The organism is Epibacterium sp. ABZ3_068 (genome assembly GCF_056159265.1).
In genome coordinates this window covers 76,523-89,042 of record NZ_JBSWUV010000002.1, presented here as the reverse complement: position 1 = coordinate 89,042, position 12,520 = coordinate 76,523, and the positions used below count along the sequence as shown (strand labels likewise).

Here is a 12,520-nt window from a genome sequence, read left to right as displayed (position 1 = left end):
GCTGTCTCCGTCCCCTTGTGACGGTTCGGGCGCAACCGCAATCAGCCTATCCAGCACATCCGCTGTTGTATCCACATCGCGCGTCTCATTTTCAGTTCCGGCTTCGGCCAGCGCGTCCAGAACGTCAGCGATCCCATCCGCAACATCCTCGGATGTTTCAGGCTTTGCCGCTGCAAGCCCGGCCAGAACATCCGCTGTCTCCGTTTCAGGTTCCTCACCTGCAGGCTCTGTCGCGCGCAGAGCATCCAGAACCCTGTCGGATGCCGACCCATTGTCCTGCACGCCATCATCAGGCGCAGCTTCGGCCAGGGCACTCAGAACGTCGGCGGCAGGGTCGCCCGCCACAGGCGCCTCGGCTGCGGACGCCGCCAATCCATCCAGAACCGCTTGCGTATCCGTTTCCGGCGGCGCATCCGGGATCTCAACAGCCGCAAGGCTTGCAAGTGCGGATGCGGCCTGATCCACGTCTTCTTCCTGTGGCGCTTGATCACGCAGCTCATCCAGGACTGCGGCCAGATCCTCGGGCGCGGTGGCGGCCGGTTGAAATCCGGACAAAAGACCAGGGTCCTGCAAGACCTTCTCCATCAGGGCCTCGGCCCCCGCCTTCCCATCCATATAGGCCATCAGCGTCGTCAACTCCTGACGGGCCTGCAACAGCGGGCGCAGCGCCTCCACCTTTGACGCAATGGCACCGGGTGAAAAATCCTCCATCTTCTCAAAGGTCAGATCCACCGCCAGGTTGCCTTCACCGGTCAGGGTATTCTGCACGGTAAAAGCCGCCCGCGGGGCCATCGCCCGCATACGTTCGTCAAAATTATCAACGTCGATTTCCAGAAACTTCCGCTCGGCAACCGAGGGCTGCGCGACCGTGGACTTACCCATCAGATCGCTCATCACCCCCATGACAAAGGGCAGCTGTACCTTCTTTTCCGCGCCATAGAGTTCGACATCATATTCGATCTGAACCCGCGGCGCGCGGTTGCGGGCGATGAACTTTTGCGAGCTATCAGCCATCGCGCCCCCCTTTCAGGTCGGCCACCTCGGACCGCAGCGCCTTGATCTCCTCATGCAGCGCCAGAACGTGGGCATCAACCATATCCGTCTCGGTGCGCACCAGATCCCGCAGCTTTTCAAACTCCTGCTCGGCCTCTTCCTCAACCGCCGATTGCATAGTGTTGACCAACAAACCAATGAACAGATTCAAGACAGAGAAGGCCGTGATGATGATAAACGGAACAAAGAACGCCCAGGCCGCCGGGTAGGTCTCCATCACGGGGCGCACAATTCCCATCGACCAGCTTTCCAGCGTCATAATCTGGAACAGAGAATACAAGGATCGGCCAAGGGTACCGAACCATTCATCAAAGCTCGGCCCGTACATCAGCGTGGCCATAACACCAAAGACATAAAAGACGATGGAAATCATGATGATCACGGCACCCATGCCCGGCAGCGCATCCAGCAGCGCCTGCACCACCGCACGCATCTGCGGGATCACCGATAACAGACGCATCGCCCGGATCACACGCAACCCACGCAGGGCAGACAGGCCCTGGCGATCCGGCAACATGCCCAAACCCACAACCACAAGGTCAAAGATATTCCAGGCCGAGGTGAAGAACCGCAGCCCATAGGCATAGAGCTTCAACAAAAGCTCAACCACAAAAATCGCCAGTACAATATCATCCAGAACAGAGATCAAGCCGCCAGCCACCGCCATCACGTTGGTGGACGTGGACAGCCCCAGCATAACGGCGTTGAAGATGATAATCGTAAGAATAGCGTTGCCGACCCAGGCGGTCTCAACAAAGACGCGAACCTTGTCCCGCAACGTCGCTTCCCCCGCCTCTGTACTCTCTACGTTCATCCCCTGTCTCCCCGTTCTGGTTCAGGTCAGCTGCGCGCCTTCTGGCGGTGCGTCACAGAATGTCTGACGCAACCTCAAATACTTTGAGTGCAATATCGATGGCCTTCTTAATCTTCTCCGCATGGGCTTTGATCGTCTTCAGATCCAATGTGCCGTGCGCGTCCTCAGCCTTTTTCAACGCAAAATCAGCAAACTTGCGACCATTCTGTTCGATGGTGTTGAACTCTATGATCTGGCCGATCATCGAATTGATCGCCGCTTCCTGTTTTTTGGAGACGGCAACGCCTTCATCCTGAAGCTGCAGCAGTTTTTCCAAGGGTTTCGCCATGGAAGAGGCCTTCTGACGCGCCGCCGTCAGCTTGACCTTATATTCCTTCACCGCGTCTTCGACCGATGAGATATGGCTTTTGCCAACCTTGCCGTCCTTGGTCGCCTTGGCCATTTTTTCCAGGGCTTTCATCAGGTCTTCGCGCACTTTGGTCTCGGTCGCGATGGCCTTTTTCACCTCTTTGGCGATGCTATAGACGGATTTGGCGACCTTATAGTATTCATCCAGCTTCGCGCCGGAACTGGCCACAAGGGCCGCAATGGATTTGCCGATCTTGACCACACCCCAAGTGATATTGGCGGCGATCTTCAGCTTCCACTTGGTGTATTCCTTGTTCTCTTTCTTGATCTTTTCCCAGGACGCCTTGATCCGGTTCTGGGCTTCCTTCTCAAGGTTCGCGACCAGCTTCTTCAGCTCGTCATTGACAAGTTTGGCCAGCTTTTCGACCTCTTTCTTGTCGCTCATCCCCTCGAACTGTTTGTCGTATTTCTGGATCGCCGGGTTAATCGCCATTTTGCGATAGTCATTCAGATAGGAATAGACCGGCTCCATAATCCGCGCGAGCAGGGAGGTGTCGATCTCTTTGCCCGACACCTTCAGAGTGATCTTCCCATTTGGCAAATCCATATTTTTGGCATTCACCGTGATCAGATCGAATGACTTATTTACTTCGGCCATTTAATACTCTCCTCATGCGCGCAAGTGGAAACAGCGCAAATCATTCAAAACTATAGGTGAAATCACCGTCGGCCACATCGATGGCAACCTTCTCGGCGTGCTTGCCTTCGATCAGGCGGCGCAGGAATTCGTTTGAAACCTCCGGCAGCATGGTATTGGTCACAATCGCGTCGATCATGCGGCCGCCACTGTCGAGTTCCTGACAGCGGTTGACGATCTCTTCGACCACCGCGTCGGTGTATTCAAACGGCACGCTATGCGCGGTCTGCACCCGTTTCTGGATCCGACCCAGCTGCAGCTTGGTGATCTCGGACAGCATATCGGGGCTGAGCGGATAATAGGGGATCGTCACCAAACGTCCCAAGAGCGCGGGCGGGAAGATTTTCAACAAGGGTTCGCGCAGCGCTTTGGCGATGCCATCCGGTTCCGGCATCAGATCCGGGTCACTGCACAGATCCATGATCAGCTCGGATCCGGCATTGGACGTCAGAAGGATCAGCGTGTTCTTGAAGTCAATCAGGCGACCTTCGCCGTCTTCCATGATGCCCTTGTCAAAGACCTGAAAGAAGATCTCATGCACATCCGGGTGGGCTTTCTCGACCTCATCCAGCAGCACTACAGAATAAGGCTTGCGCCGCACCGCTTCGGTCAACACGCCACCTTCGCCATAGCCGACATAACCCGGAGGCGCGCCTTTCAGCGAGCTGACGGTATGGGCCTCTTGGTATTCGCTCATATTGATGGTGATGACGTTTTGCTCACCGCCATACAGCACCTCAGCCAGGGCCAGCGCGGTTTCGGTTTTCCCCACGCCCGAGGTGCCTGCAAGCATAAAGACACCGATCGGTTTGTTGGGGTTGTCCAACCCCGCCCGGCTGGTCTGGATGCGTTTGGCGATCATCTGCATCGCGTGATCCTGACCGATGACGCGTTTGGCCAGATGCTCTTCGAGGTTCAGGATGGTCTCGATCTCATCCTTGACCATGCGACCCACGGGAATGCCGGTCCAATCACCCACAACAGAAGCCACGGCCTGATGATCCACAATCGGCAGGATCAGCGGGCGATCCCCCTGGAGGGTTTCCAGTTCAGCATTCTTGTCCTTGAGTGCCTGCATCAGCTTGGCGCGGTCCTCATCCGACAGCGGGCTCTCGGTGGCGCCCTCCGCCGCCTCACTCCCAGCATCAACCGGAGCATCAACGGGCGCGGCCCCCTCCCGGAGTTTGGCGCGCAGGTCCAAGATCTCGTCAACACAGGCCTTTTCCTTGTCCCATTGGGCCGTCAGATCCACCAGCCGAGCCTCTTCCGCCTCCTTGGCCGCCGTGACGGCCTCGCGACGGTCCGCGACCTCGTAACCCGCGGTTTCATCACGGCCGATGATCTCAAGCTCGGTGGTCAGTGCCTCAATCCGGCGTTGGCAGTCGTCAACCTCAGCCGGAACCGCATGCTGGCTGACCGCGACACGGGCGCAGGCGGTATCCAGAAGGCTCACGGATTTATCCGGCAGTTGACGCGCCGGAATATAGCGGGCCGAGAGCGTCACCGCCGCCTCGATCCCCTCGTCCAGGACCTGCACCCGGTGGTGACCTTCCAGCATGGTGGCAATGCCGCGCATCATCAGGATCGCCTTGGGGATGTCCGGCTCATCGACCTTTACGACTTGGAAACGCCGGGTCAGGGCGGGGTCTTTCTCGATGTACTTCTTGTATTCCGCCCAGGTGGTGGCCCCGATGGTGCGCAGGGTGCCACGCGCCAGCGCCGGTTTCAGCAGGTTCGCCGCATCACCGGTGCCAGCAGCGCCCCCTGCGCCAACCAACGTGTGGGTTTCATCCACAAACATCACAATCGGCACGGGGCTGGCCTGCACCTCGTCAATCACCTGACGCAGGCGGTTCTCAAACTCACCCTTCATGCTGGCACCCGCCTGCAACAGACCCACGTCCAGCACCAACAGGCGCACATCCTGCAGCGACGGCGGGACGTCGCCGCGCGCAATCCGCAGGGCAAACCCTTCGACCACCGCCGTCTTCCCCACACCCGCCTCACCGGTCAGGATCGGGTTGTTCTGGCGGCGCCGCATCAGGATATCCACGATCTGTCGGATTTCCTCGTCGCGCCCCACGATGGGATCAATCTCTCCGTTGCGCGCCTGTTCGGTGAGGTCGGTGCAGAACTGCGCCAAAGCCTCCCCCTTGCCCATCGCGCCCGGTGCCATCGCGCCCGAGGCCTCACCCGGTTCCGCGCCGCCCCCGACGTTGGAGCCATCCTGCGGCGCCAGACCTTCTTCGGGTGAACCACCCGTGGCCTCGGCAAAGTTATCGGCCAGATCATCGGCCCCGATCTTGGCCAGCTCTGGCGAGATCGACGTCAGGATATTGCGCAGCGACGGTGTTTTCAGGATGCCTAACAGCAGATGCCCCGACCGGACCTGGCTGGCGGAATACAGAAGCGAGCCCCAGACCCAGCCGCGTTCCATTGCGTCCATCAGATGATCTGACAGATCCGAAATCGTCGAAGCTCCACGCGGCAAACCGTCCAGATTGCGGGTCATCTCCGCCGCGATCCTGCCGGTGTCCAGATCATAATGAGCAATGATCCGATGCATATCGCTGTCCTGCCCCGCCAGAAGCTGATGCAGCCAATGCACCAGTTCCACATAAGGGTTTCCGCGCATCTTGCAGAAGACCGTCGCGCTTTCGACGGCCTGATAACCCAGTTTGTTCAACTTCCCAAAAAGCGCAACACGGCTGATTTCGGTCATAACTCGTTACTCCTCACTGAGCTGTGCACTCGGCTGTGCCAGGGTATAGAAAAAGATCATCGACATCGGGCTGATCCGCATCCGGATCGGGGCGCGAACGCACCCAGCTGGTGTGACCCAGGCGGGCGGATCCACCCAATTGGGTGCGCGGGACGTCATCACCCGCCAGAATTAGGTTCACGTCCCAATCCAGCTGGTCGCCAATATAAGTCCGCACAATGGCCCGCAGCCGGTTGAGAGACGCACCACCGGGCAACAGACGTTCGTAATCAGCCAACGACAAGGGGCCAATCCGCAAGCGGAACTTGGCACTTCGGGACCAGACTTTCTGTCCGACATTGGTGGTTTGCCCCAGATTGCCTCGCCCCAGCTGCCACAGGTCATCCGGCTCCAGATGCAGCCAACTGCCAACAAATTCCTCCAGCGTGACAGGCACGCCCAGAAACTCTTCCAGAATGGTTTCAAGCCCCTCCGGATTGCGCGCCCCTTGCGACAACAGCCCGGAGAAATGCAGCCGGGACAGATCGGGCATATCATCGCGGTCCAGCAACGCATCCGCGTTATACCCACAAACAGAGGCCACCCGACGCGCCATCGGATCATCGTCACGGTCAAAACTGTTGGTCAGCGCACCCTGGCTCCAGGCCCGGTACCACAGCCCCATCAACCGATGCGTCAGCATATCGGCAAAGGCCACCATCGCCCCGTCACGATGGTTGCGCTTGCGGTCACGTGCATAGCCGGTCAGATGCAGCGGCAACGGACCCTGCGGTCCGAACAGACCAAAAACCCGATTTGTCAGCCGGGCCGGAGCCCCCCCGCCACCGGGTTTGAATTCGGCAATGGTTGTTGGCGGAAAGGCCAGCTCTGCCTCTTGCCCCAGGCGCACCTGATCCTGACGCGGTCGGCGGCTTTCCCCCAAACGCGGGGAATCGGCGTAATGCGCCTCAAGGATGCGCAACGCCTGAAAGATATGATGTGCCTTTGGGTCCGCCGCCAGACGGGCAAAAAGGCCTAAATCATCCGGCCGAGGCCCACCGTCGGACGCCATCGGGCAATCTCCCCCCGTTTTTCGGTTTTAAGAACGGTTTCAGTAAAGCTGTTGATTGTGGCATAGCCCCGGAAAAACCGTTCCAAGACTGCGCCCAACGCATAAATGTTGGACCCTTCAAAAAAGCTCTCATCAAAGCCCAACGTAATCTCGATCCCCCGCACCGCTGTGGCCAGGATCTGATCGCTCATCCGGCGCACAATGGGGCGGGAACTGACGGAGATAATGCCTTCCAGCTGCTTCTCTGTCACCCGGTCCCCCAATGGCGCATAAAGCCCGATCAACTCGCGCAGGGCCTCGGCGGACTGGCCGCGATCCGTTTGTGCAATGGACGCATAATTCAGGCTGAGATGGGAGATCAGCCGCCAGGCCGTGTCCCCTTGGGCCAGTGTCGGATGGGGCCGCGTGGGGGATACCGGCAAAGTGATCCGCTTGATCGGCCCCCCTTCGGGCAGATGGAACACATCCGCATCGCCCGTTGCCAGAAGCAGCGGCAAATCCCGGTTTGTGCACAGCGCTGTCACGGCCAGCTGCTCAAGCTGCGCACTGTAAGGAACCTGCGCACGGTCGACCAGCGACAGGTAGACCTCAGAGCCAAGGTAAGAACTGCGCACGCCCCGCAGACGCTCTTTTTCAGAGCGCTGCCGCATCCGCCGTTTGATCGTGTAATAGGCCGGATGGGTTTCACCTGCGGCTGTAAAATCATCCGAGGAATAAAAGGGGCGGAATTCAACGTCATCCTCACCCGCCGCGCTGATCCCGGTTACGGACTTCAGCGCATAAAGCTCATAATCCAGACCCGCTGTCCGGTTTGCGATGACATGATGCTCTGTTTCGGTGGGCGTGATGCGGACCCGGTCACACCGCTTTTCAAACAGGTTCACTGCCGGAACCGCGTTCAATTGGAACGTCTCTGGCGCCACAAGAGGCGCAACAGAGCTCATGCCGTCGCGCAGCAGGATATAGACGTCAACCTCTGTGTCCTCGGACCGGTTCAACCCGGCTTTCAGCCCCTGAAGCTCTACAAAACGATAGCGCTCCGGCATGGCAAAGAATTCCTGCAACAGCCGATAGCCATCAAACACACGGCGTGGCAACGGCAACAGCGCCTCATCCGGGCTGAACCCCTTTTGCACCACCTTGCCCTCGGGCAAAGTATGGGTCCAATCCGCGCGCCGGTTGGTGGATTTGGCCACAACCCCCTGAACCTGCGTACAAAGCAGCTCCAGAAGGGGCCAGGAATTTCCCCCGGATCCAGACAGGAAAAACGTCAGCCGGTCCATATTCAAGTCGCGGATCGGATCGCCATCACTGCGTTTCAGACGCAGGCGAATGCCCGCCCGCGCGTCCACATTCTTGGCCACACCAGCTGCCACAAGATCGCCGCGCCCGTCGATATACTGCGCCTCGGTGATCTCAATCGGCCACATGGTTGTGTCTGCTGCGGTCCGGAACTCACAGGCTGTCTGCGCCCCATCCGTCAACCGCGACCGCAAGACTGAACCGCGCGGCAGTTTGAACCCGGATTTCACTGCCGAATTCGCCTTGTCCGGTTCAAAGGCCGCAATCATCATCGACGGCGTCGGCGCCAGATAGTGGGGATAGATGATCTCCAGCAGGCTGGAGGTAAAATTCGGATATTGCAGCTCAAGTTCCAGCTGAACCCGTGCGGATAAAAACGCCACACCTTCCAGCAGGCGCTCCACATAGGGGTCCAGAACCTCGACCCCTTCCATGCCCAGACGGGCGGCGATCTTGGGGTAGGCGGTTGCAAACTCCGCCCCCATGTCGCGCAGGAAAGTCAGCTCGGATTCATAATGTTCCAGCAGTCGCGTGTCCAAAGATCAGCCTCCCCGGTCCACGTCAACCTCACCCGTGGTCAGATCCACCTTGCTGCGCAGATACAGTTCCAGCGGCATCGGTTGCGCCCACATATCGGCACGAATATCCAGCCCCACCGTCATATCCGCCGGGTCAGTGCCTTCGCGCAGCTGCACATCAACAGAGCCTTCGATAATGCGGGGTTCGAACTCTTCTATCGCATTTTCAATCGAGCGCCGGATCGCCTCGGCCCGTTCACTGCCCGTGTATTTGCCTGACACTTCCGACAGGCCGAAATTCAACACTGAACTGGCTGCGCGCGGGTAGCGTTCCGCGTCCAGATGGCTTTCAGCGTTTTGCGTGTTCAACAGCCAGGACAGATCCCGCTGAATGATCATCCGCAATCGGTGCAGGTCAATGACCCGGCTGTCCCGCGATTCCTTGAGATTACCGGGATCATTATCCGTCAACCGGTCCAACAGGGACGGTTGCAGCCGTTCTGCAAGCCCCTTGTCAACCATCGCTGTCGGCATCTCCCATAACCAACGAGCGAACATCCATCAGCGCCACATCATTCTGATCCGTCGCCAGCAGCCGTTGCCCAAGACCCACAAAAGTGTCTTGGCCCAGATCCTGCCATGTGGTGGCGCGCGCCAGTTTCGTCGCGTTATCCCCCGCCGCCGAGCCGGGATACCGGGTCGGGATCAGGGCCGCCAGCTCACCCCCATTGACCAGTGTCAGAACGCCGGCCATCCAGACCGTATCCCGCAGGTCGCTGGGCGCTTCGATCTCAAGGCTTTTGATCTGGGCAAAGGGTAGCCAGTAATATTTACCGTTGATCAGCACTTCAAGAACCGGGCCAAGCCGCACATCGGCATCTGCAACCCATTCAAATGACGCACCATTCAACGTGCCGCTGCTGCTGGGGGCTGCGTCGAACGCTTTGGCACGCAGCTCTGCGGCCTCTCCCACCCGGCCCGCAGCCAGATGTTTCTGCGCTTCCACCAGATGCGCCAGCCAGGTTTCAGGCTCACCCAGAATGAGGGGATCCTTTTCGCCCGCAAACACCTTGTCGCGATAGACCTCACAAATGATGGCTTCGCGATAGGTCTTTGCCATCATTGTGGCGCTGTCGTCCAGTTCAGCGCTCAGCTTCAGCTGGGCAATCGCCCGCTTCCAATCGCCAAGGACACACAACAGCTGAAACAGGAAAATCCGCAGTTTCGGATTAGACGGATCCTTGCGCACACTGTCCTGCAACGCAGCCAGCGCTTGTACAGGATCGCCCGCTTTTAAATAGTCTTCGGCGGTCATGGCAGGGACTCCGGGAATACTTGTTACTTGGATCATGCCCCGCAACAGACTGCGAGGCATGAGAAAAAGGCCGGATCAGTACTCGAACTTGCCCTTTTGAACGTTCCACTTGAAGACAATCGGGCTTTCCAGCTTACCGGTCTTCTGGTTGGTGGACTTGTAGGTGTGTTCCATCGCGGCATAGGCCAGCGACCAGGTTTCCTCTGGGATGCCATCCGCGCTGGCCGACAGGGAATAGCTGTCGATCACCACTTCCTTGAACTTCCAGACGGAATATTCCAGCAAACCATCAGCCTGCGCATCACCCGAGCGACACCAGTGCATGGTGATTTCCGGACGAACGGTGCCGTTGGCAACCGATTTGGCAATCTCGTTTGACGCTTTGCCCATCTGCGACGTCAGCTCGACTTTGCCAAAGTTAGAATTCGCATGCATACGCTGGGTGGATCCCAGATCGCTCATCTCAACCGAGCGTTCCACGTTCCAGCTTGCGGATTCAATAACAATCCACTTCTCGTGTTTTTGCTCCATCGAATCCCCTTCGATGTCGGAGATCTCGATAAACATATTCGCAGCCATTGTGCCGTCCTTTCAAAAATCTGAACTCGTTTACGTTTTCGTTGTGCCAAGGGTGATTTGTGAAATATTAACCTCCCTTTTCCGAAGGCAGTTTGGATACCAGACGGAGCGAGACCGACAGCCCTTCCAACTGGTAATGCGGGCGCAGGAAGAACTTCGAGCTGTAATAGCCCGGATTGCCTTCGACCTCTTCCACGACAACCTCGGCCGCAGCCAGAGGTTTGCGCGCCTTTTCAGCCTCTGACGAAATGTCAGCGTTGAAATCCACGTAATTGTTGATCCATTCCTGCAGCCAGTTCTCCATGTCCTGACGGCTTTTGAAGGAACCGACTTTGTCCCGCACCATACATTTCAGGTAATGGGCAAAGCGGCAGGTCGCGAAGAGATAGGGCAGACGTGCGCCCAGGTTCGCATTCGCCGTTGCATCGGGATCATCATATTCTGCGGGTTTGTGCAGGGATTGCGCCCCCATAAACGTCGCCACATCGGTGTTTTTCCGATGGATCAGCGGCATCATCCCGTTTTTCGCCAGCTCTGCCTCGCGACGATCGTCAATTGCGATCTCGGTCGGGCATTTCTGATCCACGCCACCGTCGGTGGTCGGGAAAGTATGGGACGGCAGGTTCTCCAATGTACCGCCGCTTTCAACACCACGGATCCGCGAACACCAGCCGTACATTTTAAACGAACGGGTGATGTTGACCGCCATGCCATAGGCTGCGTTGACCCAGCCGTATTTCTCGCTGCCCGCACCTGCGGTGTCTTCCTCAAAGGCGAATTCCTCAACCGGATCGGTTTTGGAGCCATAAGGCAGACGCCCCAGGAAACGCGGCATCGCCAGACCCACATATTTCGCGTCTTCACTGTCACGCAGTGACCGCCACGCGGCATATTCGGGTGTCTGGAAGATCTTGGTCAGATCGCGCGGGTTCGACAGTTCGGACCAGCTGTCCATCTGGAACAGAGTTGGTTTGGCACCGGTGATCAGCGGCGCATGGGATGCGGCAGCGATCTTGGACATCTCTCCCAGCAGTTCGATGTCTGGCGGCGAATGGTCAAAGTGGTAGTCCGCAACCAAAGAGCCAAAGGGCTCACCACCCAGCTGGCTGAATTCCTCGGTATAGATCTTCTTGAAGATCGGGGATTGGTCCCAGGCGGTGCCCTTGAACTTTTTCAGCGTCTTGCCCAGTTCCTTTTTGGTGACAGGCATCACCCGGATCTTGAGCATTTCGTCGGTTTCGGTGTTGTTCACCAGATAATGTAGACCGCGCCACGCGCTTTCCAGCTGCTGGAATTCCTCATTGTGGAGGATATGGTTCACCTGTTCCGTCAGCTTCTTGTCGATCTCTGCGACAATGCTCTCGATCGAGCGCAGCGCGTCATCCGAGATCAGACCGGCATTGGCCAGCGCCTGTTCGGCCAGCGTTTTGACCGCGCTCTCAACCGCGGTCTTTGCCTGGTCCGATTTGGGACGGAATTCTTTTTGCAGAAGGCTCGCAAATTCGCTGGAGCCAAAGGCCGCTTCGCCGGCAGCCGCTTCCTGTTGAAGGTCTTGTTCAGCCATCATCCGCTCCTTTCTTACTCTTCGCTCTCTTCACCGCCCGGCTTGGGCTGCGCGGCGAGGGTTTTCAGAAGGCTCGGGTCCTGAATGATCTTCGAGATCAGATCCTCGGCGCCGGTTTTACCATCCATATAGGTCATCAAGTTCGACAACTGTGTGCGCGCTTCCAACAGCTCACGCAGGGGCTCCACCTTGGCCGCGATGGCCGCAGGTTTAAAATCGTCCATGCTGTCAAAGGTAATATCGATTGCCAGATTGCCTTCACCTGTCAGGGTATTCGGCACGGTAAAGGCCGCACGTGGGGCCATCGATTTCATCCGGTCATCAAAGTTGTCGACATCGATTTCCAGGAACTTGCGGTCCGCAACGGCAGGTTGTTCGACTTCGGATTTGCCAACCAGATCGCTCATCACGCCCATTACAAAGGGGAGCTGAACTTTCTTCTCGGCACCATAAAGCTCCACATCATATTCAATCTGGACCCGAGGCGCCCGGTTCCGGGCTATGAACTTCTGTGAACTGTCGGCCATCTAGCTCTCCTTACTCGTCACCTGTTGCCA

The 12,520-nt window shown here is 58.0% G+C and carries 10 protein-coding genes and 1 pseudogene; all 11 read right to left on the bottom strand.

All coding sequences use genetic code 11. The features are described from left to right. Positions 1-552: 552 nt before the first annotated feature. Positions 553-1,014, bottom strand: a pseudogene (gene tssB / locus ACXAEW_RS20195) (type VI secretion system contractile sheath small subunit); the annotation flags it as partial. Further along, complete coding sequence (locus tag ACXAEW_RS20190) at positions 1,007-1,867, bottom strand: ion transporter (RefSeq protein ID WP_474943150.1); 861 nt, start codon at positions 1,865-1,867, stop codon at positions 1,007-1,009. The pseudogene tssB (ACXAEW_RS20195) and the gene ACXAEW_RS20190, both read right to left, overlap by 8 nt. A 52-nt stretch (positions 1,868-1,919) precedes the next feature. Then, positions 1,920-2,873 (bottom strand): hypothetical protein, encoded by a 954-nt coding sequence (locus ACXAEW_RS20185; RefSeq protein ID WP_474943149.1) that lies wholly within the window; start codon positions 2,871-2,873, stop codon positions 1,920-1,922. Positions 2,874-2,913: 40 nt separating this feature from the next. Next, positions 2,914-5,634, bottom strand: coding sequence for a type VI secretion system ATPase TssH (gene tssH, locus ACXAEW_RS20180; protein WP_474943148.1), 2,721 nt, complete (start codon positions 5,632-5,634; stop codon positions 2,914-2,916). 13 nt (positions 5,635-5,647) lie between these two features. Then, positions 5,648-6,685 (bottom strand): type VI secretion system baseplate subunit TssG, encoded by a 1,038-nt coding sequence (gene tssG / locus ACXAEW_RS20175; protein ID WP_474943147.1) that lies wholly within the window; start codon positions 6,683-6,685, stop codon positions 5,648-5,650. Then, positions 6,649-8,526 carry a type VI secretion system baseplate subunit TssF gene (gene tssF / locus ACXAEW_RS20170; RefSeq protein WP_474943146.1) on the bottom strand — a complete coding sequence of 626 codons (1,878 nt, stop codon included), beginning with the start codon at positions 8,524-8,526 and terminating at the stop codon, positions 6,649-6,651. The genes tssG and tssF overlap by 37 nt, the downstream gene beginning before the upstream one ends. Positions 8,527-8,529: 3 nt before the next feature. After that, positions 8,530-9,027 carry a type VI secretion system baseplate subunit TssE gene (tssE, locus tag ACXAEW_RS20165; protein WP_474943145.1) on the bottom strand — a complete coding sequence of 166 codons (498 nt, stop codon included), beginning with the start codon at positions 9,025-9,027 and terminating at the stop codon, positions 8,530-8,532. Then, positions 9,020-9,820, bottom strand: coding sequence for a type VI secretion system accessory protein TagJ (locus ACXAEW_RS20160; RefSeq protein WP_474943144.1), 801 nt, complete (start codon positions 9,818-9,820; stop codon positions 9,020-9,022). The genes tssE and ACXAEW_RS20160 overlap by 8 nt, the downstream gene beginning before the upstream one ends. Positions 9,821-9,895: 75 nt before the next feature. After that, positions 9,896-10,399 carry an Hcp family type VI secretion system effector gene (locus ACXAEW_RS20155; RefSeq protein WP_474943143.1) on the bottom strand — a complete coding sequence of 168 codons (504 nt, stop codon included), beginning with the start codon at positions 10,397-10,399 and terminating at the stop codon, positions 9,896-9,898. A gap of 67 nt (positions 10,400-10,466) precedes the next feature. Next, positions 10,467-11,963 (bottom strand): type VI secretion system contractile sheath large subunit, encoded by a 1,497-nt coding sequence (gene tssC / locus ACXAEW_RS20150; protein WP_474943142.1) that lies wholly within the window; start codon positions 11,961-11,963, stop codon positions 10,467-10,469. Between the two features lie 14 nt (positions 11,964-11,977). Further along, positions 11,978-12,490 (bottom strand): type VI secretion system contractile sheath small subunit, encoded by a 513-nt coding sequence (gene tssB, locus ACXAEW_RS20145; protein WP_474943141.1) that lies wholly within the window; start codon positions 12,488-12,490, stop codon positions 11,978-11,980. Positions 12,491-12,520: the final 30 nt, after the last annotated feature.

Excerpts from the sequence above, each read along its gene's own strand:
- ACXAEW_RS20190 (WP_474943150.1), bottom strand. The coding sequence starts at position 1,867 with ATGAACGTAGAGAGTACAGAGGCGGGGGAAGCGACGTTGCGGGACAAG.
- ACXAEW_RS20185 (WP_474943149.1), bottom strand. The coding sequence starts at position 2,873 with ATGGCCGAAGTAAATAAGTCATTCGATCTGATCACGGTGAATGCCAAA.
- tssH (WP_474943148.1), bottom strand. The coding sequence starts at position 5,634 with ATGACCGAAATCAGCCGTGTTGCGCTTTTTGGGAAGTTGAACAAACTG.
- tssG (WP_474943147.1), bottom strand. The coding sequence starts at position 6,685 with ATGGCGTCCGACGGTGGGCCTCGGCCGGATGATTTAGGCCTTTTTGCC.
- tssE (WP_474943145.1), bottom strand. The coding sequence starts at position 9,027 with ATGGTTGACAAGGGGCTTGCAGAACGGCTGCAACCGTCCCTGTTGGAC.
- ACXAEW_RS20160 (WP_474943144.1), bottom strand. The coding sequence starts at position 9,820 with ATGACCGCCGAAGACTATTTAAAAGCGGGCGATCCTGTACAAGCGCTG.
- ACXAEW_RS20155 (WP_474943143.1), bottom strand. The coding sequence starts at position 10,399 with ATGGCTGCGAATATGTTTATCGAGATCTCCGACATCGAAGGGGATTCG.
- tssC (WP_474943142.1), bottom strand. The coding sequence starts at position 11,963 with ATGGCTGAACAAGACCTTCAACAGGAAGCGGCTGCCGGCGAAGCGGCC.
- tssB (WP_474943141.1), bottom strand. The coding sequence starts at position 12,490 with ATGGCCGACAGTTCACAGAAGTTCATAGCCCGGAACCGGGCGCCTCGG.